Annotated in this window: 16 protein-coding genes; 11 read left to right on the plus strand and 5 right to left on the minus strand. The window is 69.1% G+C overall.

The genetic code is table 11. The features are described 5' to 3' along the window. Positions 1–13: 13 nt before the first annotated feature. Together AB0G04_RS26370 and AB0G04_RS26375 are read right to left on the minus strand one after the other, a co-directional pair. Positions 14–2,470 (minus strand): right-handed parallel beta-helix repeat-containing protein, encoded by a 2,457-nt coding sequence (locus AB0G04_RS26370; RefSeq protein WP_360987738.1) that lies wholly within the window; start codon positions 2,468–2,470, stop codon positions 14–16. A 31-nt stretch (positions 2,471–2,501) separates the two neighbouring features. After that, positions 2,502–4,046, minus strand: a complete 1,545-nt coding sequence (locus AB0G04_RS26375) for a family 16 glycoside hydrolase (RefSeq protein WP_360987740.1) — start codon at positions 4,044–4,046, stop codon at positions 2,502–2,504. Between the two features lie 293 nt (positions 4,047–4,339). On the opposite strand from AB0G04_RS26375, the gene AB0G04_RS26380 reads away from it, so the two are divergent. The 5 genes from AB0G04_RS26380 (at position 4,340) to AB0G04_RS26400 (ending at position 8,857) form a co-directional block, all read left to right on the plus strand. Then, positions 4,340–5,533: a right-handed parallel beta-helix repeat-containing protein gene (locus tag AB0G04_RS26380; protein ID WP_360987742.1), complete on the plus strand. Its 1,194-nt coding sequence runs from the start codon at positions 4,340–4,342 to the stop codon at positions 5,531–5,533. A 119-nt stretch (positions 5,534–5,652) separates the two neighbouring features. Then, a complete protein-coding gene (locus AB0G04_RS26385) occupies positions 5,653–6,183 on the plus strand; it encodes a TetR family transcriptional regulator (protein WP_360987744.1) in 531 nt (176 codons plus the stop codon). Then, positions 6,180–6,845: a GAP family protein gene (locus AB0G04_RS26390; RefSeq protein ID WP_360987746.1), complete on the plus strand. Its 666-nt coding sequence runs from the start codon at positions 6,180–6,182 to the stop codon at positions 6,843–6,845. Before AB0G04_RS26385 ends, AB0G04_RS26390 begins: the two co-directional genes overlap by 4 nt. Positions 6,846–6,915: 70 nt before the next feature. Further along, positions 6,916–7,983 carry a YhjD/YihY/BrkB family envelope integrity protein gene (locus AB0G04_RS26395; RefSeq protein WP_360987748.1) on the plus strand — a complete coding sequence of 356 codons (1,068 nt, stop codon included), beginning with the start codon at positions 6,916–6,918 and terminating at the stop codon, positions 7,981–7,983. Between the two features lie 88 nt (positions 7,984–8,071). Continuing rightward, positions 8,072–8,857 (plus strand): maleylpyruvate isomerase family mycothiol-dependent enzyme, encoded by a 786-nt coding sequence (locus AB0G04_RS26400; protein ID WP_360987750.1) that lies wholly within the window; start codon positions 8,072–8,074, stop codon positions 8,855–8,857. A gap of 472 nt (positions 8,858–9,329) precedes the next feature. Here the strand turns inward: AB0G04_RS26400 and AB0G04_RS26405 are convergent, their stop codons facing one another. From AB0G04_RS26405 to AB0G04_RS26415, 3 genes are all read right to left on the minus strand, one after another. After that, positions 9,330–9,773, minus strand: a complete 444-nt coding sequence (locus tag AB0G04_RS26405; RefSeq protein ID WP_360987752.1) for a DUF4440 domain-containing protein — start codon at positions 9,771–9,773, stop codon at positions 9,330–9,332. A 334-nt stretch (positions 9,774–10,107) separates the two neighbouring features. Continuing rightward, the gene (locus AB0G04_RS26410; RefSeq protein ID WP_360987754.1) at positions 10,108–11,091 is read right to left on the minus strand and encodes an acetylxylan esterase; all 984 of its coding nucleotides are present in this window, start codon (positions 11,089–11,091) and stop codon (positions 10,108–10,110) included. A 75-nt stretch (positions 11,092–11,166) separates the two neighbouring features. After that, positions 11,167–12,210 carry a LacI family DNA-binding transcriptional regulator gene (locus AB0G04_RS26415; protein ID WP_360987756.1) on the minus strand — a complete coding sequence of 348 codons (1,044 nt, stop codon included), beginning with the start codon at positions 12,208–12,210 and terminating at the stop codon, positions 11,167–11,169. Positions 12,211–12,432: 222 nt separating this feature from the next. Between AB0G04_RS26415 and AB0G04_RS26420 the strand changes: the two genes are divergently transcribed. The 6 genes from AB0G04_RS26420 to AB0G04_RS26445 are packed head-to-tail and all read left to right on the plus strand — an operon-like array spanning position 12,433 to position 20,066. Continuing rightward, complete coding sequence (locus tag AB0G04_RS26420; protein WP_360987758.1) at positions 12,433–13,383, plus strand: ABC transporter permease subunit; 951 nt, start codon at positions 12,433–12,435, stop codon at positions 13,381–13,383. A gap of 2 nt (positions 13,384–13,385) precedes the next feature. After that, positions 13,386–14,249, plus strand: coding sequence for a carbohydrate ABC transporter permease (locus AB0G04_RS26425; protein WP_360987760.1), 864 nt, complete (start codon positions 13,386–13,388; stop codon positions 14,247–14,249). Between the two features lie 12 nt (positions 14,250–14,261). Further along, positions 14,262–15,911, plus strand: a complete 1,650-nt coding sequence (locus AB0G04_RS26430; protein ID WP_360987762.1) for an extracellular solute-binding protein — start codon at positions 14,262–14,264, stop codon at positions 15,909–15,911. Further along, entirely contained in the window at positions 15,911–17,392 is a 1,482-nt protein-coding gene (locus AB0G04_RS26435) for a xylan 1,4-beta-xylosidase (RefSeq protein WP_360987764.1), read from the plus strand. Before AB0G04_RS26430 ends, AB0G04_RS26435 begins: the two co-directional genes overlap by 1 nt. After that, entirely contained in the window at positions 17,389–18,072 is a 684-nt protein-coding gene (locus tag AB0G04_RS26440) for a hypothetical protein (protein ID WP_360987766.1), read from the plus strand. The genes AB0G04_RS26435 and AB0G04_RS26440 overlap by 4 nt, the downstream gene beginning before the upstream one ends. Then, the gene (locus AB0G04_RS26445) at positions 18,069–20,066 is read left to right on the plus strand and encodes a beta-galactosidase (RefSeq protein WP_360987767.1); all 1,998 of its coding nucleotides are present in this window, start codon (positions 18,069–18,071) and stop codon (positions 20,064–20,066) included. The genes AB0G04_RS26440 and AB0G04_RS26445 overlap by 4 nt, the downstream gene beginning before the upstream one ends. Positions 20,067–20,159: the final 93 nt, after the last annotated feature.

Below are 20,159 nucleotides of genomic sequence, written 5' to 3' on the forward strand. Positions count from 1 at the left end.
CCGCCCAGAACCGTCAGACCGTGATGCGCCCGGCGCCGGCGCCGGCGGTCACGCTCGCCTTGACGCCTGAGGCGGCGTCGCGGGTGTACTCGTACGGGATGGCGGCCACGTCACCGGCACTCTCCGGTGCCCCGGAGCCGACGAAGACGTTGTCGCGCTGCACCAGGTCACCGGGGCCGCTCTCGGCGTAGCCGACGGCGGTGGGCCGGGTGACGTTCTCGAAGTAGTTGCTCTCCACCAGCACGCCGGCGCCCATGGTGGAGGCGACGCCGTAGTCCGCGCCGTTGTAGTAGTTGTTGAACACGTGCACCGGGTCGCCGAAGCGGACCCGCGGGTGCCGCTCCTTGCTGCCGTCGAACCAGTTGTGGTGGTACGTGACGCGCAGCTTGCCGCGGTCGGCGGTGTGCCCGTCGTCGTGGCCGAGCAGCATGCTCTTGGTGTGGTTCTGCACCCGGTTCCAGGACACCGTGACGAAGTCGGACTCCCGCTTGATGTCGAGCGCGCCGTCGTACCCGCCGTCGAAGGTGTTGTGGTCGAGCCACACGTTGGTGGAGCCCTGCACGTTGATCGCGTCGTCGTCCCAGCCGCGGAAGGTGAGGTTGCGGACGATGACGTTGCGGGCGCCGCTGATGTTGAGGCCGTTGTCCAGGACGGCGCCGCTCTCGCCGAGGACCGTCTTGTTGGACCGGACGTCGTTCATCTTGTCCGGCATGGTGAGCGTCCCGCGGACCCGGATGATCAGCGGCGAGGAGGACTCCAGGGCGTCGGCGAGAGTCTGCCCGTCGCTGACGGTGACGGTCTGCCCGCCGGCGCCGCCGGTGGTGCCGCCGTTCTGAGTGGCCCATCCGACGAGTCCGGGCGCGGGCTGCGGGTCCGGGTCGGTGGGGTCCGGCGTGGGCGTCGTCGGGTCGGGGTCCGGCACGCCGATCCGGCCGGCGCCGGCCTGCGTGGTGACGGCCGCCTTGACCCGGGCGCACGGCAGGAGGGTGTAGGCGTACGGGACGGGGGTGACGCTGCCGCCGGCCTGACCGGCGCCGGAGTTGACGAAGCAGTTGTCGCGGGCCACGATGCGGCCCGGCCCGGAGGAGGCCTCACCGAGGTGGTACGGGTCGTCGACGTTCTCGAACGAGTTGCCCTCGACGATCACGCCGGCGTCCTCGGTGGAGGCGATGCCGTAGTCGCCGGTGTCGTTGTAGTGGTTGTTGTAGACGTGCACCTGGTCACCGAACCGGACGCGGGGGTTGCGCTGCCGCGTGGCGTCGAACCAGTTGTGGTGGTAGCTCACCTTGAGCCGGCCGACGTCCTGGGCGGCGTTGTTGTCGTCGTGTCCGAGCAGCATGTTCTTGTCGGTGCCGTCGGCGTGGTTGTAGGAGACCGTGACGTACGACGAGCCGCGCTTGATGTCCACGCCGCCGTCCGAGCCGGTGGTCCAGGTGTTGTGGTCGATCCAGATGTGGTGGCTGAACATCTGCACGTTGATCGCGTCGTCCGGCCAGCCGCTGAACCGCAGGTTACGGATGATCACGTTGTTCACCGCGTTGGCGGGCGGCGCGGTGACCGCGTTGTCGATCGGCAGGCCGATGTTCAGGCCGCCACCGGTGATGGTGGCGCCGGAGCCGAGCCCGATGATCGTCTTGTCGGAGCTGACGTCGTGCATCGGACCGGGCAGGGTGATGGTGCCCTGCACCTGTACGACCAGCGGGCCGGGCCGGGCGATCGCCTCGGTGAAGGCGGCCGCGGTGCTGACCGTGACGGTCGGTCCGCCGGCGCCGCCCGAGGTACCGTTCTGGCCCCACGCGTTCACCGAGGCCCAGCCGTCGGCGACGTTGGGCCCGGGCGGCGGCTCCTCGGTCGGAGTGGTGCTGACCGAACCGGAGGGGTCCGGGGAACCACCCGTGGTCACCTGCACGTCGTCGAAGTTCGCGCTGGTGTAGAAGGTCGCGACCCCGATCCGGCCGCTGCTCCAGCGGGTGTCGGTCGCCTCGGTGAGCAGGGCGCCGTTGACGTACCCGCGCAGTGTCGACCCGCTGACCTCCAGCTTGAGGGTGTACCAGGTGCCTGCCGCGACCGCGACGGACGCGGTGTCCAGCGTGGCCGAGGACCCGCCGTCGAGGCGTTTGAGCTCCACGGTGTTGTTGGACCGCAGCGCCAGGTAGTAGTAGCTGGTGCTGCTCTGCACCCGGGCCAGCACCGCGGCGAAGCGGTTGCTGCCGTTGAACGCGGTCGGTTTGACCCGAGCCTGGACGGCGTAGTCGGTCCAGCTCGCCGTGCCGGTCACCGCCCGCGCGTCACTGCTGGTGCCGCCCTGGCGGTAGACCCGGGAGCCGTCGGTGGCCACCGACCAGCTACCCCCGTTGGTGCTCCAGCCGGACGCGTTGCCGTCCTCGAAGTCGTCGCTGAGCAGGGTGGCCGCGTGCGCGCCGGTCATCATCCCGAGCAGCAGCGTCGCGGCGGCCACTCCAGCGCCCATAGCCGCAATGAGTCCTTTTCGTGCCGACATGTCAGAGCCTCCCTACGCCTGCGCCGGCGGTGACGATCGACTTCACCTGGTTGGGGTCGTCGAGGGTGTAGCTGTAGAAGTTGGACGGCTCCTGCACGGTCCCGGAGCAGTCGGGTGTCCCGGACTCGCCCACGAAGACGTTGTTGCGGGCCACGCAGCGGCCGGCCGGTCCGGCGTACGTGTTGGTGACCGGCTCCTCGACGTCCTCGAAGTAGTTGCCCTCGACCACGCAGCCGGCGTTGTTCTGGCAGGCCACCCCGGTGTCGGTGTTGTAGACGTAGTAGTTGTTGTAGATGTGGACCGGGTCGCCGAACCGCACCCGCGGGTTGCGCTGCGGGGTCCGGTCGAACCAGTTGTGGTGGTACGTCACCCGGAGCCGCCCGGTGTCCTGGGCCCCGTTGTTGTCGTCGTGGCCGAGCAGCATGTTCTTGGTGTGGTGGTGGGTGCGGTTCCACGACACCGTGATCAGCGACGAGCCCCGCTTGATGTCGATCAGTCCGTCGTAGCCCTGGGCCAGGTCGTTGTGGTCGATCCAGATGTGGTGGCTGAACATCTGCACGTTGATCGAGTCGTCGCTGGCGCCGCGGAACGACAGGTTCTGGATGATCACGTTGTTGACGGCGTTCGCGGGCGGCGTGGTCACACTGGAGGCGGGCAGCCCGATGTTGAATCCGCCGCCGGTGATCCCGGCCGTCGCGCCGACGCCGACGATGGACTTGTTGCTGGTCACGTCGTACATCCCGGCCGGCAGGGTGATGGTGCCGACGACGCAGATGGTCAGCGGGCCGGTCGTGGCGATCGACGACAGCAACTCGGCCGCGGTGTCGACCTGGACGGTCGGTCCGCCGGCGCCGCCGGTCGTTCCGGCCGCGAACCCGGTCGCCGTGCCGGTGACCGCGCACCCGCCGGGCGGCGGCGGGGTCGGCGAGGTCGCCGACACCGACGGTCCGGGGCCGGGCGTGGTGGTGTCCACCGCGACGTCGTCGAAGGTGGCGCTCGCCGAGGCCGTCACCAGCCCGATCCGGCCGGAGGCGAACGCGTTGTCGGTGGCCTGGACGACCTGCACGCCGTCGACCCGGCCGGTCAGCGTGTTGCCGTTCACGGTGAGTGCGAGGGTCCGCCAGGAGGCGGTGCCGGTGACCGTGCCGGTGGCCAGAGCCGTGGCCGTGCCGCCGGAGACCCGCTGGAGCTGGGCCCCGGCCGCGGTCAGGACGAGGGTGTAGTACTGGCTGGTGGACTGGGCCCGGGCCGCCACCCCGGCGGTGCCGGTGGTCTTCACCCGTGCCTGGACGGTGTAGTCGGTCCACGAGGTGCTGCCGGCCAGGGCGCGGGCGTTGCCGCTCGTCGTGGACTGCCGGTACGCGGGGCTGCCGTCGGTGACGATCGACCAGGCGCCGCCGTTACGGCTCCAGCCGTCGGCGTTGCCGTCGTCGAAGGTGTGGCCGAACAGTGGCTGGGCCCGTGCCGGAGTGCCGACGACCGAGCTGACCAGCACGGCCGAGACGGCCACCGCGACACCGGTGGTGAGCCAACGAACTCTTCTCATGGGAGATCCTTGCGCCGTTGGGGGAGAACGGGACGGGCGCGCGGAGTCGCCACGCACCGCGGCGTGGAATACAGCGGGAATGGCTTGCGTGTAACCTCCGCGAAACCTTGGGCCGACCATAAAATTGCCATCCGAGCACGTCAATGCCTTTGCGTTTGCAGGAATGTTGCAGTGCACCCACTGCGAAGCCTGACGCATTGACTTGCTTCGACCGGTGCCGTAAGTTCCCGCCAGGAAAGCGCATTCCCCCATGTCGTGGCCGCCCCGGGCCGCTTGCGCTAAAGGAGATCCCCATGCGAATCAGGAATGTGCTGGCCGCGGCGGCCGCCGTGGCCATAACGGCGGCAACGATCGCCGGAATCCACACTCCCGCATCCGCGGCCACGACCACGCTCTATGTCGCAACGAACGGCAACGACGGTAACGCCGGCACCCAGGCGGCACCGCTCGCCACCATTCAGAAGGCCATCAGCCTGATCACCGCGGGCGGCACCGTCTCGGTGCGCGGCGGCACCTACGCGCTGACGAGCAACATCCAGATCACCAGGAGCGGCACCGCGTCGGCACCGATCACCCTCACCGCGTACGGCTCCGAGCGCGTCGTCATCGACGGCGAGGCACTCGGCTACACCCCGGGCGCCGTCGGCTCCACGATCCCGGCCGCCCAGCGCGGCGCGATCCACATGGAGGCGTCCTGGTGGCGGCTGGCCGGACTCGAGATCATCCACGGCCCGTACGGCATCTACTGCGCCGGATGCAACAACAACACCTTCGACCGGATCGTCACCCGCGACAACTACGAGACCGGCTTCCAGTTGCAGGGCGCCTCGGCGAACAACCGGATCCTCAGCCTGGACAGCTACGGCAACCGCGACCCGCGCAAGAACGGCGAGAGCGCCGACGGCCTCGGCATCAAGGAGGGCAGCGGCAGCGGCAACGTGGTCCGCGGCGCCCGCCTGTGGAACAACGTCGACGACGGCTTCGACGCGTGGATGTTCACCTCGCCGATCACGATCCAGGACACGGTCGCCTACGGCAACGGCTACAACCGCTGGTCCATCCCGAGCTTTTCCGGCGACGGCAACGGCCTGAAGCTCGGCGGAAGCGGCGGTACCGGCCCGGCCGCCGCCCACGCCGTCTCGAACACCTTCGCCTTCAGCAACGCCGCGCACGGCTTCACCGACAACGGCAACACCGGCGCCATCACCATCAACCGCAGCACCGCCTGGAAGAACGCCAAGACCGGCTTCGACGTCGACGGCGGCTCCACCACCCGGCTGACCGCCAACCTCGCCGCCGGCAACAAGACGTCGGTCGCGCTCGGCTCCTCCACCGCCTCCGGCAACTCCTGGAACATCGGCGGCACCTGGACCTTCGTCTCCATCGACCAGTCCACCATCACCGGAGCCCGCAACACCGACGGCTCGATCCGCTCCTCGAGCTTCCTGGTCCCGGCCAACGGCACCGCCGTCGGAGCCCGGATCTGACGCCCGCCTTGGCGAGCCCTCGCCAGCCGCCTGACTGACCTTCTTCCAGATCGCCTCGCCCGTCGACAGCCCTGTCAGCCGCTACGCCACTGTACCGTCCGGACGGTACAGTGGCGGGTATGGGAACTGCACGGGAACGGATTCTGGACGCGGCCGAGGAGCTGATCACCTCAGGCCAGGTGCCGCCCGCGTTGGACGCGGTGGCGGCGGCGGCCGGCGTCAGCAAGGGTGGGCTGCTCTATCACTTCGACAAGCAGTCCCTGCTGCGGGCTTTGGTGACCCGCGCGGTGCAACGGTTCGACGAGCGGCTGACAGCGGCCGCAGCGGACGGGATGATGGCGGCGGCCTGGCTGCGGTTGTCGGTACCGGCGCCCGACGAGCGCGCGATGTATCGGGCGATCATGTCGATGATGAGACTGACCACCACCGGCGAGCTCGACCTGCCGGAGGAGGTGGGCGACGCCGAACAACGCTGGCAGCGGATGCTGGCCACCGAGCTGGGCGATCCGGTCCGGGCCCGGCTGGTACGGCTCGTCGGCGACGGGCTGTTCATGGCCGCGCTGACCGGTCCGCCCCCGACCTCCGACGAGGTCGAAGAGCTGCTCGATCACCTCGGTGTGCGCACCGCACCCGGCAAGGCAAGGCCGTGACAGCCGCGCTGCTGGCCGGTGTCGCCGGCCTGGCCCTGCTCGACGCGCTGAACCCCGCGACGATCGCGGGAGTGGCATTGCTGCTGCTCGCCCCGATGACACACCCCGTCCGAGCCGCGGCCGGTTTCGTCACCGGCGCCTATCTGACGGTCTTCATGCTGGGGGCCGTGGTGTACGTCGGCGCCGATGTAGCCGCTGACGCCGCCGGCGACGGCCTGGTCTGGGTGCGCCGGTTCGCGTTCACGATGGCAGCGGTGGCCCTGGCCGTCACCGGGGTGCGCCGGCTACGCGCACGGATCCGACCGGCGGTCACCGTGCCCCGCTGGGTCAATCCGCTGAGCGCTGCCGCTCTCGGACTGGTCATGACCGGGGCCGACCTGCCCAACGCCTTCCCGTACTTCATCGCCATCGAACGGATCGTCAACGCTGACATCGGCACCACTCGATCATTGGTGATCATCGCCGGGTACGCGCTGGTCTATTGTCTGCCGTGCCTGCTCCTGCTCATCGCCGGCGCCACTCGCGGCGACCGGGTCCGCCGCCGCCTCGGCGGCCTCTACGAACGACTCGGCGCGGAGAAGAAACAGCCACGCAGCGTTCCCATCGCGGCCGGCTACCTCATCGCGGCCGCCGGCGTACTCACCATCGCCGTCCTGGCATGAACAACGTTGGTGGCACACCGGAACCGTCCACGCCGCATGGGCAGCGGGCCGGGCGGGTAGGGACGCCGGTGTGACGGCTGAGCGTTCCTCGAAGCGGGCCGCGGTGCGCTGGCAGCGGTTGAGGCAGCGCGTCGGCTGGCTCGATCATCTGGTCCGCGCCGGGGCGCGCTACGACGAGGCCGACGGTGGCCGGCTGGCCGCCGCGGTGACGTACTACGCCTTCTTCGGCACCTTCGCGGCCTGGCTGATGGGCTTCGCCGTCTTCGGGTTCGTCCTGGACGATCCGCGGGTCCTGCAGGCGGTGGAGAACTATCTCGCGCAGGATCTGCCCGGTCTGGATGTGCGGGCGTTACGGGACGCCCGGACCACCGTCGGGGTCGTCGCGCTCATCGGCCTGCCGATCACCGGATGGTTCTGGACCGACGCGTTCCGCTCGTCGATCCGCCGGATCTGGCAGCTGCCGGAGTACCCCGGCCGGCTCGTGAGCCGGGTGCTCGTCGACCTTGCCGTGATGCTCGGCCTCGGCCTGCTGCTGGCCGCCTCTCTCGCGGTGGCATACGCGACAACCGTCGCCGCCGGCCGGATCGCCGAGGTGGCCGACGCCGGTGACGAACTGAACCGGACGATGCTCACGGTCGTCGGGTTCCTGGTGGGCACCGGCGTGAACACGGCCCTGGCCTGCGGCGCGCTGACCGGCCTGCCCCGCATCCGGATGTCGTGGCGCCGCCTGCTCGGGCCGGCGGTGCTGACCGGGGTGGCCATCGAGTTACTCAAAACGCTCGGCAGGTTCTACGTCCGGGCCATCGAGACCAATCCGGTGTACGGGCTGGTCGCCGGTTCGGTCGGACTGCTCGTCCTGCTGAACGCCGTGAACCAGCTGCTGCTGTTCGCCGCCGCTCTCACCGCCACCGGTACCGCGGGCAGCCCGTCCGATCTCGCCACCCGCCAGCCGCGTCCGCGCCAACCGGAAGCGCGCAAGCCGAGCCCGGGCGATCCGGACGCGAGCCGGCCGGGCCCATCCAAACCGGATGCGGACCAGTCGGGCCCGAGCAGGCCGGATGCACGCGAGCCGAGCCCGAGCAAACCGAATGCGGGCCAGCCGGACCCGAGCGAAGCGGCGGCCTCGGCCACGGATTGATCGCAGCTTCCGATCCCGGGACGGCGGCGGCACCCGCCCGGCCGGGAACTCATGCCGGGTGGCGCGCCAGCCGATCTACGCTGGCCCCATGACGACCCTTGCCGGCCGTACCATCGCGGCCCTGCGCAGCGAGCACGACGGCCTCGAAAGCCTCGTCCCGTCACTCTCCGCCGACCAGCTGACCGGCCCGTCCGGAGCCTCCGCCTGGACGATCGCCGACGTTCTGTCCCACATCGGCAGCGGCGCCGAGATCACTCTGGCCGGCTTCCGGGCGGCGGAGGGCCAGGCCGAGGAGCCCGGCCCCGACTTCAATCAGAGCGTGTGGGACCGCTGGAACGCCCTCAACCCGCAGGAGCAGGCCACCGGCTCGATCACCTCGAACCGGGCACTCGTCACGGACCTGGAATCGGTGCCCGACGATCGCCACGATGCCCTCCGCGTCAAGACCTTCCTGCCCGAACCGGTGTCCTTCGCGTTGTTCGCCGCCCTACGGCTGAGCGAGGTCGCCCAGCACACCTGGGATGTCCGGGTGGGCCTCGACCCGGCGGCAACCCTCAACGAAGGCTCGGCCGAGGTACTCGCCGAGCATCTCAGCGGCGACATGGGCTTCCTGCTCGGCTTCGTCGGCAAGGCGAAGGAGGCACCGGAACACGCCGTCGTCGAGATCAGCGGTACGGCGTACCGCATCGTCATCGACGACTCGGTCTGGCTCACCACCGAGGCCCTGCCCGCGACAGCGACGTTCACCGGTCCGCTGGAGTCCGCACTCCGCCTGCTCTACGGCCGTCTGGGTCCGGAACACACTGCCGCGGGCACCGACGTGACGGGCAACATCACTCTCGGTGACCTGCGCGCCGTCTTCCCCGGCTTCTGACCACTCCGGCTTCCGCCATTCCGGCCGCCGACCGCCTGCGGCGGCAGTTTCGAAGATTCGCGTAATCCGCCTCCTCTCATCCATGTGGTGACCTGCGGCGCAATGCGGCCGTCCGGTCACCACACCGCAAGCCGGAGCACCCGGCGTGGTGAACTCCGGCTCGCGGGTGGTCACAGGTCACCACGCTGTCGGGTGGACTTCGTCGCGTGACGATGCGTGGATCGGACCGCGAACCACCGCGTGGAGCGGGGTGACACCGGATCGGGGGGGTCGCCGGGTTAAGGGCGGTGAGCCTCGAGAGCGGTGAGCCGTCCGGCCGCGGGCGGTGGTGCCCGAGCAAAGTGACCGGTCAGGACTCCGTGCTCGTGCCGGCCGGGTGTTGCTCGCGGACATCCTGACTCTTGAGTTGAGCCGGACGGGCAATGTGGCGGCCCGGAACGCGGTCTGCCATGTGACTCGCCGTCCCGCCCGGTCAGCCGACCGGGTACTGCCTGAGCATGTCACCCCAGCCGGCCTGGATCATGCTGGTGAACCGCCACTCGCCGCCGACCTTGGCCATCACGTCGGCGTAACGCATGTGCACGGTCTGCCCGTCGGCGGTCACCGTCGAGTCCGTGACGACCACGGCGAGGTCACCGTTGAGGAAGACCGGGTGACGCTCGTTGTCGATCTTCGCGGACGTGGCCGCCATGCTCATGTTCCGGACGAACGTGTCCCGGTCCCATTGCTGGGTGACGCACTCGCCGCTGGAGTCGTTCGTCGTCACCGTGAGCGGGAACCGGGCGACATCGGCCATCGCCTCGACGTCGTTGTCGCGCGCGAAGGCGTCGTAGCGGTCGAACCAGGCCAGCAATGCGCTCACCTGCTCGGGCGCCGGGGAGAACGGTGCGGTGGTGAGTGGGCTCTGATCGGTCAAGACGACCTCCGGGTGACGAGGAGCAGAAACTCCGTGCAGTATACAGAGTTTTCGTCGGGCCGCGACCGGCCAGGGAGAACGGTCGGGCGAGCGGGCGCGCAAGACCAGCGAGGCCAATGGATCGCGGTACGGGTACGGGCTGGAGAGCCGCTGGCTCGAAGTGCAGGTGCCACTGCAGCGGACCGGCGGATGAAGGTGCGGATGCCGGACCGGCGGACCCGCTCGAGACGCTGATCCGGGATCAGCAGACCGAGCCAAACGCTGATCGGGATCAGCAGACCGGCTCCAGACGCAGACCCCCGATGGAGGGCCGGGTCCAGACGTGAACGCGGGATCAGCGGGGCGGATCGGGGTGCAGGCGCGGGTTCAGCCAGCGAAGCTGGTCACGCACGTGATGGGCGTCGCCGTGTTCGTGGCCGTTGTACGGGTAGGTCCGCATCGTCTTGTCGGCGGCGGCGTAGTGGTGATAGGCGGCGAACCCGGTGCTCGGCGGGCAGACCCTGTCACGCAGGCCGACTCCGAAGTGGGCCGGGGCGGTGGCGCGGCGGGCGAAGTTGACGGCGTCGACGTACGACAGGGTGTGCCAGACGGCCTTCCCGGCGTCGCGGTGGACCGACAGATAGGTGGCTATCTCGCCGTAGGGAGCTTCGCCGGTCAGGTCGACGGCTCGCCGGATGTGGCAGAGGAACGGGGCCGAGACCAGTACGGCGGCCAGGTCGGGGATCAGCCCGGCGGCGGCCAGGGCCAGCCCGCCGCCCTGGCTGTTGCCCACCACGGCGACCCGGGCCGGGTCGACGCCGGGGAGGTTGCGCAGTGCGCCGACGGCACGGACCGCGTCGGTGATCAGGCGGCGGTAGTAGTGGTCGTACGGCGACAGAATGCCCCTGGTGATCGGGCCGGGGCCCCCGGGCGCGGTGCCGGACAGGTCGGGGGTGTCGCCGCCGGAGCCGTACTGGTCGCCCTGGCCGCGGTTGTCCATCAGCAGGTGGGCGTAGCCGGCTGCCGGCCAGCTGAGGCGCTCGTGCGGCAGGCCGCGCCCCCGGCCGTAGCCGGCGAACTCGACCACCGCGGGCAACTGCTCGCTGATCCCGGCCGGGCGGGTGTACCAGGCCCGGATCCGCTCCCCGGCGAAGCCGCCGAACGTGACGTCCCAGCAGTCGAGCAGCGCCAGATCGTTCGGGGCCGGACGCACGTCGAGAAGAATCGGACCGTCGGCCTCGCGAAGGGTGGAGGTCCAGAACGTGTCGAAGTCGTCCGGCTCCGGCACCTCGGGAACACAGCGTTCCAGCTGGTCGAGCGGCATGTCGAAAGCGGCCATGATTTCCTCGGGGAGTGCCGGCGGTCAGGAGGAGGGCGCAGGACGGAGCGGGCGGGGCGGCGGCAGGGGCCGTGGTCAAGGGAAGGGACTGAGGGTGGGACGGGGCGGCGGCGGGGCCGTGGTCTCGCGGATGACCAACTCGGTGACCAGGTCGATGCGGGTCATCGGGACGTCGACTCCGCGGGCCAGGTCGAGCAGCATGCGGGCGGCCGTTCCGCCCATGTCGGGCAGGTTCTGGTCGACGGTGGTGAGCGGGGTGGCGGCCCACGCGGACATCGGCACGTTGTCGTAGCCGACGATCGACACGTCGGACGGAACCTGCAGGCCCAGCTGCCGGGCGGCCCGGATGACGCCCATGGCCTGCATGTCGGAGCCGGCGAAGACGGCGGTCGGCCGGTCGGGGCCGGCCAGCAGTTCCAGTCCGATCTCGTATCCGCTGTGGCCGGTGAAGGCGCCGTAACGGACCAGCGCCGGGTCGATCGGCGTTCCGGTGTCGTCGTGGGCGGAGCGGTAGCCGGCGACGCGGGCGCGGGCGCACAGCACCTCGGCCGGGCCGGAGATCACCGCGATCCGGCGGTGACCGAGTTCGAGCAGGTGGCGGGTGGCGAGGAGGCCGCCGTTGAAGTTGTTGGAGCCGACGGTCGGTACCGAGGCGGCGGTGGCGCTGTCGGTGTCGAGGACGACGAACGGGATCCGCTGCCGCAGCAGGAGGCGCCGCTGGCTCTCGGTCGGATGACACAGGACCAGCAGTACGCCCAGCGGGCTGCGGATGAGCACGTCGTCGGCCCAGTGCTGAGGCGGCCGGTGCTTGCCGCCGAGCTGGGAGATGACGAGTTCGACGCGGGCCGGGGCGGTGACCGCCTCGACACCGCGGATGACCTCCATGGCCCAGGCCGTGTCGAACTCGTGGAACACCAGGTCGAGGTGGCCGGTGATGGCCGGGAGCCGGCGGCTGCGCCTGCGGTAGCCGTGCCGTTGCAGGCTGGCCTCGATGCGGGCGCGGGTCTGGGGCGCCACGTCGGAGCGCCCGTTGAGGACTTTGGACACGGTCGTCACGGACACGCCGACGTCCTCAGCGATGACCGCGATCGTTGCCGGACTCTCAGCGGGTTTCATCATCGGAAATCACGCACCACCGCCGGTAGTTGCGGGCTGAGTTTCGGTTCGCATTCCCGGCACCATACCGATGGTGCATTGATGAAGTCCACTGTTGATCACCATCCGGCAAGCGCGTTCATCAGCCTTGACATGTATTCGTAACCGACTTAGGTTCGCCGCCAGACATCCGGTTTAGCCACGAAAGTTTCGGACGGCTGATCAATGATCATCACTGGCTCCACTGTGCCTACCGACGCCACCGAGAGCCCACCGACCGCGCCGATGCGGCGGCGGCGCTCGTGGGGGCGGGCGCTGCGCCGCGACTGGCAGCTGTACTCGCTGGCCGTACTCCCCCTCGTGTTCTTTTTGATCTTTCGTTACCTGCCGATGATCGGGAACGTCATCGCTTTCCGGCGCTACCAGCCGGGTGGCGACCTGTTCGGCGAGTACTGGGTCGGCCTGCGCTATTTCCGGATGTTCCTGGCCGACCCCACGTTCTGGCAGGTCTTCACCAACACCGTGGTGATCGGCGCGCTGACCCTGCTGTTCTGTTTTCCCCTGCCGGTCATGCTGGCCCTGCTGCTCAACGAGGTCCGGACCCGGTGGCTCAAGGGGTTCGTGCAGACCGTGTCCTACCTGCCGCATTTCCTGTCCGTCGTGGTGGTGGCCGGCCTGATCCTGCAGACGGTCTCGATCGACGGCGTGATCAACCAGGGGTTGCGGGCACTCGGGCAGAACCCGATCGCGTTCATCCAGGACCCGGACTGGTTCCGCACCATCTACGTGTCGTCGGAGGTCTGGCAGACCGTCGGCTGGGGCACGATCCTCTACCTGGCGGCACTCACCACGATCGACGAGGACCTGTACGACCAGGCGCGCGTCGACGGTGCGAACCGCTGGCGGCAGACCTGGCACGTGACCCTGCCCGGCATCCGGCCCACGATGATCACGCTGCTGATCCTCAACATCGGCACGTTCCTGGCGGTGGGGTTCGAGAAGGTCCTGCTGCTCTACAACCCTCTGACGTACGCGACCGCGGATGTCGTCTCCACGTACCTGTACCGGGTCGGCATCGTCTCGGGCAGTTTCAGCTACGCCGCGGCGATCGGACTGTTCGAGTCGCTGATCGGCCTGGCCCTGGTCCTCGGGGCGAACTCCCTGTCGCGACGCGTGGCGGGAACGAGCCTGTGGTAGGCGTGACCCGGGGTTACCGGGTGTTCCGGGCGTTCAACGGGTTCGTGCTGGCCACCGTGGTCGCGGTGACACTGTTCCCGTTCGTCAACATCGTGGCGCGGTCGTTCAGTGGCGAGCAGGAGATCCGCTCCGGCCAGGTGTCGCTCTGGCCGAAGGGGTTCAACCTCACCACGTACGAGCGGGTCATGTCCGATCCGATCTTCTGGGTCAACTACCGCAACACCGTCCTCTACACGGTGGTGGCCACCGTGATCGCGCTGGTCCTGACCACCTGCTACGCGTACGTGCTGTCGAAGCGGCATCTGAAGGGGCGTGGCCTGCTCGTCGGGATCGCGGTGTTCACGATGTTCTTCAACGGCGGTCTCATCCCCAACTACGTGCTGGTCAGCGCGCTCGGCCTGCGGAACACCCTGTGGGCGATCGTGCTGCCGAACGCGATCAGCGTCTTCAACCTGCTCGTCATGAAGGCGTTCTTCGAGAGCCTGCCGGTCGAACTGGAGGAGGCGGCCGCGGTCGACGGCAGCGGCACCTACGGCACCCTGCTGCGGATCGTTCTCCCGCTGTCGAAAGCCGTGCTCGCCACCATGCTGCTGTTCTACGCGGTCAGCTTCTGGAACTCCTGGTTCGCCGGGTTCCTCTACATGGACCGGCAGGAACTGTTCCCCGTCACCGTCTATCTGCGCAACCTGATCGCCGGCGCTACCTCGGGCACCGACAACACCGCCTCCAGCGAGGCCGCGCTGCAGATCGCCGCGAGCATCCAGGCCGTCACGATCGTGCTGATCATGCTGCCGATCATGCTCGTCTACCCCTTCATCCAGCGGTATTTCGTCTCCGGCGTCATGCTCGGCGCCGTCAAAGGCTAGGAGCACTCCCCCATGATCCAGCTGACCAGACGTCATCTCCTGACCGCCGCGGGTGCCGCGGCCGTGGCCGCGGGGCTGTCGGCGTGCAGTGAGGACGGTGAAGGCCCGGCCGAGGGCCTCGACGACAAGCGCGCCGGCGCGATGGACGGGTTCAAGGCCGGGGACCAGTTCAAGGCCACCGAGCCACTCTCGTTCTCGATCATGATGCTCAGCAACCAGGCGTACCCGTACAAGGCGGATTGGCCGTTCTTCAAGGAACTGACCGCGCGGACGAACGTGACGCTGGAGTCGACGGCAGTGCCGGGCAGCGACTACAACCAGAAGCGCAGTGTCGTGGTGAGCGCCGGCGACGCGCCGCTGATCATCCCGAAGACCTATCACCCGGACGAGGAGGCGTTCATCGCCGGCGGGGCGATCCTGCCGGTCAGCGACTACGTCGACCTGATGCCGCACTTCAAGGACAAGGTCGCCCGCTGGAACCTGCAGGCCAACCTGGACGGATTCAAGGCCGAGGACGGCAAGTACTACCTGCTTCCCGGGCTGCACGAGAACGTCTGGCAGGACTACTCGCTCGCGGTGCGCACCGACATCATGGAGAAGCTGAACCTGACGGCGCCGACGACCTGGGACGACCTGACCGGCGTGCTGCGCGAGATGAAGAAGGCGTACCCGGACCAGTACCCGCTGTCGGACCGCTGGAGCACTCCCCCGCAGCCCGGTGCGAACAACCTGTTCAACCTGATCGGCACCGCGTACGGCACCCGCGCCGGCTGGGGCTGGAACCCGATGGAGTGGGACGCCACCGCCGGGAAGTTCGTCTACTCCGGCAGCATGGACCAGTACCGGCAGACCCTGGAGTACGTGCACACGCTGGTCAAGGAGGGCCTGCTCGACCCGGAGAGCTTCACCCAGACCGACGACGTGGCCCGGCAGAAGTTCGCCACCGGCAAGTCGTTCATGATCAGCGCCAACGCGCAGACCGTGGTGAACGAGGCCCGCAAGGACATCGCCAAGCTGCCCGGCGCGAAGGTCGCCAAGATCATCCTGCCGATCGGCCCGGCCGGCGCCACCCTGCCCGGTCACACCCGCCTGGAGAACGGCATCATGATCTCCAAGAAGGCGCTGGACTCGAAGAACTTCGTGGCCATGATGCAGTTCATCGACTGGCTGTGGTACTCCGACGCGGGCCTGATGTTCAGCAAGTGGGGCATCGAGGGCAAGACCTACACCGGCAAGGTGGAGGACGGCAGCTTCAAGCTCGACCCGGGCATCAAGTGGGCCGGCCTCAACCCGGACGCCACCAAGGATCTGCAGGTGGACTACGGATTCTTCAACGGCGTCTTCGCGTACGGCGGCAGCACCGCGATGCTCAACTCGCAGTTCTCCGACGAGGAGAAGGCGTTCCAGGCCGAGATGAACAAGCGGGAGATCCGGCCGGTCGCGCCGCCCGCCCCGCTGACCATCGAGGAACGCGAGCAGGTCACCCTCTGGGACTCGGCGCTCAAGGACCACGTCTTCCAGAACACGCTGAAGTTCGCTCTCGGACAGCGGCCGCTCAGTGAATGGGACGCCTACGTCAAGGAACTCGAGGGCAAGAACTCCACCAAGTACGCGGAGATGGTCAACAAGGCGTACGAGCGGTACAAGAAGGAGCACGGCTGATGGAGCCGCTCTCCGGCGCGTGGCGGGCCTGCGTCGGCACCGGCCGCATGGAGCTGGCGCTGCGCCACGACTATCAGGAATCGCTCGCCCTGATCCAGCGCGAGATCGGTTTCCGGCACATCCGCGGGCACGGGCTGTTCAGTGACGGCATGGGAATCTACCGGCCCTACTCCTTTCTCGACGACGAGCACGTCCGGCACTCGTTCACCTATCTCGACCAGGTCGTCGACGCCTACCTCGAGCTGGACGTGCGGCCCTTTCTGGAGCTGGGCTTCATGCCGGAACGGCTCGCGGCGGGCGCCGACACGGTCTTCTGGTGGAAGGGCAACATCACCCCGCCCCGGTCCTGGTCCGCCTGGGCGGATCTGGTCCGCGAAACGGTCGCGCACCTGGTCTCCCGGTACGGCCTGGCCGAGGTCCGGCAATGGCCGATCGAGGTGTGGAACGAGCCGAACCTGCCGCAGTTCTGGCTCGATGCGGACGCCGGCGCCTATCACCGCCTCTACGAGACCACCGCGAAGACGATCAAGGAGGTCGACGCGGAACTGCAGGTCGGCGGCCCGGCCATCTCCCCCGGTTCGGACGAGTGGCTGGAGACGTTCGCCGATTTCGTGATCGCGCACGACGTGCCGATCGATTTCGTGAGCCGGCACGCGTACACCTCGGGCCCGGCCTTTCACGTGCCGTTCGGAACCCATCAGACGCTGGGGCCGGCGTCCCGGCTGCTGGAACAGTTCGCGCTGCCCCGTAAACAGCTCGCCGGGACACCGCTGGCGGATCTGCCGGTGCACATCACCGAGTTCAACTCGTCCTACCGGCCGGACAACCCGATTCACGACACGGCGTTCCACGCCGCCTATCTGGCGCCGGTCGTGGCGGAGGGCGGGGATCTCGCCGACTCCTTCTCCTACTGGACGTTCAGCGACATGTTCGAGGAGGAGGGGGTACCGACCGCGCTGTTCCACGGCGGTTTCGGACTGCTCACCCACCGGCAGATCAAGAAACCGACCTTCCATCTGTACGCGTTCATGGCGCGCATGGGCGATCGGATCCTGTCCCGCGGCGCCGACCATCTCGTCACCGGCGATTCCACCGGCCGGGTCACCGTTCTGGCGTGGGCGCCCGTCGACCACACCGATCTGCGGAACTCCCCCGGGACGCACCGCCTGACCTTGTCGTTTCCGATGAGTACCGGTCCGGCGTTCGTGCTCCGGTCACGGGTCGGTGAGGAACACGGCAACGTGTGGGCGGCCTGGCGGGAGATGGGCTCGCCACGGTCGCCGCTGCCGCGTCAGCTGGACTGGCTGCGGGAAGCCAGCGAACCGGCCCGTGAGCACAGCCGCCTGCCGGTGACCGGCGGACGTGCCGAACTGGAGCTGACCCTCGGCCGGCACGAGGTGACCCTGCTGGAGATCACCCCGGTGGCCGACGAGACGCCGCCGTGGTGGAACGACGCGCATCTGCTCGGAGTGTCCTCATGACCATGTCGGTGGAGCAGCGGTTCGGCACCGGGACGCTCTCCCAGGGCGCCGCGATGATCTACACCCTGCTGGCGGTCGAGCTGGCGCTGCTGCTCACCGCCGGGCCCGGCCTGACCCTGATCGTGCTCCTCGAACCGGACGCGTCCAACCTGCCGCTGGCCGCCCTGTGCGCTCTCCCGGCCGGACCGGCGCTGTCCGCGGCGCTCTACGCGATCCATCACCGGCGACTCGACCTGACCGACCTGCGGCCGGGTTTCGCGTTCCGGCGGGGCTACCGGCTCAACGTCCGCGGGGCACTCGTCGTCTGGGCCGCCTGGCTCGCCTGGGTGACGATCCTCGGGATGAACCTGACCGGGCTCGGGGCGACCGGCCTGCCCGGCTGGTGGGCGGGGCCGCTCGTGCTCGTCGGAACCGGGGCGACGCTGTGGATGCTGAACGCGCTGGTGATCACGTCGCTGTTCGTGTTCCGTACCCGCGATGTGGTGCGCCTTTCCGCGTACCTGATGATCCGCTGTCCCGGTGTGACCGTCAGTAATATCTGCCTTCTGGTCGCCGCCGCCGGCGGCGTCTGGCTGTGGTCCGAGGCCGCCCTCGCGCTAGCCGGATCGCTGCTGGTCCTGGTGCTGCTCGGCAACAGCCGCCAGCTGATCACCGTGGTGCGGCAGGAATACACCCGGTGAAGATCCGGTACGGCGGTGACTACAACCCGGAGCAGTGGCCGCCCGGCGTCGCGGACGAGGACCATCGCCTGTTCGACGAGGCCCGCATCGACACGCTCACCGTCGGTGTGTTCACCTGGGCACTGACCCAGCCCGCGCCGGACGTCTACGACTTCACCACCCTGGACCGCATCATCGAACGGGCCGCCGTGGCCGGACGCCGGGTCTGCCTGGCGACCGGCACCGGCGCCCACCCGGCATGGCTGGCCCGGGCCCATCCGTCGGTGACCCGCACCGATTTCGAGGGACGCAAGCACCGGTTCGGCCAGCGGCACAACTCCTGCCCCAGCTCCCCCGAGTTCCGCCGGTTCTCCGCCGAGGTCGCGCGGCGGATCGCACGACGCTACGCCGGCCATCCGGCGATCATCGCGTGGCACGTCGGCAACGAGTACGGCGGCGCCTGCTACTGCGAACTGTGCGCCGCCGCGTTCCGCCAGTGGCTGCGTGACCGTCACGGATCGCTGGAGGCGCTGAACCACGCCTGGTACACCACGTTCTGGTCGCACACGTTCACGAACTGGGACCAGATCGAACCGCCGAACGCGCTGACCGAACACTGGCGCGGCCCCGATCACACCGCCTTCCAGGGCATCACCCTCGACTACCTGCGATTCATGTCCGACGCGATGCTCACCAACTTCCGCGACGAGAAGGCCGCGATCCGCGAATCCGACCCGGACACGCCGATCACCACCAACTTCATGGGCCTCTACCGGCCGATCGACTACCACCGCTGGGCACCGCACCTCGACTTCGCGTCGTGGGACAACTATCCGCCCGACGACCGCTCCCCCGCCCGGATGGCACTCGCCCACGACCTGATGCGCGGCCTCAAGGACGGGCAGCCGTTCTGGCTGATGGAGCAGACCCCGAGCGTCACCGCCTGCCGCGACGTGAACCCGCTGAAACGCCCCGGCGTGATGCGGCTGTGGAGCTGGCAGGCGGTCGCGCACGGCGCCGACGCGGTCTTGTTCTTCCAGATGCGCGCCGGCCGCGGTGCCAGCGAGAAATACCACGGCGCGGTCATCGGCCATGCCGGCCGGTCCGACACCCGGGTCTTCCGGGAGATCACCGCCTTGGGTACGGAACTCGAGCACCTCGGTCCCGCGACGCTCGGCGCGCGTACCCCGGCACGGGTGGCGTTGCTGTTCGACTGGGACAGCTGGTGGGCGCTGGAGATCTCCGACGGGCCGTCGCGCCTGGTCAAGTACCTGGACGTGGTCACCACCCACCATCAGGCACTGTGGCAGCTCGGCGCCGACGTCGACGTCATCGCGGTGACCGCCCCGCTGGACGCCTACGACGTGGTGGTCGCGCCGGCCCTGCACATGATCAAGGGCGATCTCGCCGACCGGCTGTCCGCGGTGGCCGCCCGTGGCGGGACGGTCGTGACCACGTTCCTGTCCGGCCGGGTCGACCAGGACGACAACGCGTTCCGTACCGACGTGCCCGGCCCGCTCGCCCCGCTCTTCGGCGTACGGGTCGACGAGTGGGACGCCCGCGAGGCATCGTTCGTCAACCCGGTCACCCTGCTCGGCTCCCGCTTCGAGTCGCGCCTGCTTTTCGAGCTGGTCATCCCGCAGGGTGCCGAGGTCGTCGGCACCTACGAAGCCGACTTCTACGCCGGGACGGCCGCGGTCACCCGCAACGACTTCGGCGCCGGCCACGCGTGGTACGTCGGAGCCTGCCTCGATCCCGCCGGCGTCGAACGCGTCATCCGCGAGATCCTCACCCGGCACGGCCTGCTCGGGCCGTGCGCCGGCCTGCATGGCGTGGAGACCGCGACGCGGGTCGCCCCGGACGGCACGTCGTTCCTGTTCGTCCTCAACCACAACACCGCCCCGGTCGATCTGCCCCCGCTCGACGGCATCGACCTCCTGACCGGCGAACCGGCCGGAACGCTCGACCCGTACGGCGTCGTGGTGCTGCAAACCAGGCCCGCCAGCCGTACCTGACGCCGCTTGTCGGGCCTGATCCCGCCCGGACGTCGCCGGCCTTTCGATGTCGATATTGCACGTTCCGGCGGCGCGGTGACCCTATACCGACGT

Source organism: Actinoplanes sp. NPDC023801 (assembly GCF_040639655.1).
Taxonomy (GTDB): domain Bacteria; phylum Actinomycetota; class Actinomycetes; order Mycobacteriales; family Micromonosporaceae; genus Actinoplanes.

Bases quoted from the DNA above. Each gene is read 5' to 3' on its own strand.
- AB0G04_RS26435 (WP_360987764.1), top strand. From the start codon at position 15,911: ATGGAGCCGCTCTCCGGCGCGTGGCGGGCCTGCGTCGGCACCGGCCGC.
- AB0G04_RS26415 (WP_360987756.1), bottom strand. From the start codon at position 12,210: ATGATGAAACCCGCTGAGAGTCCGGCAACGATCGCGGTCATCGCTGAG.
- AB0G04_RS26380 (WP_360987742.1), top strand. From the start codon at position 4,340: ATGCGAATCAGGAATGTGCTGGCCGCGGCGGCCGCCGTGGCCATAACG.
- AB0G04_RS26375 (WP_360987740.1), bottom strand. From the start codon at position 4,046: ATGAGAAGAGTTCGTTGGCTCACCACCGGTGTCGCGGTGGCCGTCTCG.
- AB0G04_RS26370 (WP_360987738.1), bottom strand. From the start codon at position 2,470: ATGGGCGCTGGAGTGGCCGCCGCGACGCTGCTGCTCGGGATGATGACC.
- AB0G04_RS26400 (WP_360987750.1), top strand. From the start codon at position 8,072: ATGACGACCCTTGCCGGCCGTACCATCGCGGCCCTGCGCAGCGAGCAC.
- AB0G04_RS26430 (WP_360987762.1), top strand. From the start codon at position 14,262: ATGATCCAGCTGACCAGACGTCATCTCCTGACCGCCGCGGGTGCCGCG.
- AB0G04_RS26410 (WP_360987754.1), bottom strand. From the start codon at position 11,091: ATGGCCGCTTTCGACATGCCGCTCGACCAGCTGGAACGCTGTGTTCCC.
- AB0G04_RS26385 (WP_360987744.1), top strand. From the start codon at position 5,653: ATGGGAACTGCACGGGAACGGATTCTGGACGCGGCCGAGGAGCTGATC.
- AB0G04_RS26440 (WP_360987766.1), top strand. From the start codon at position 17,389: ATGACCATGTCGGTGGAGCAGCGGTTCGGCACCGGGACGCTCTCCCAG.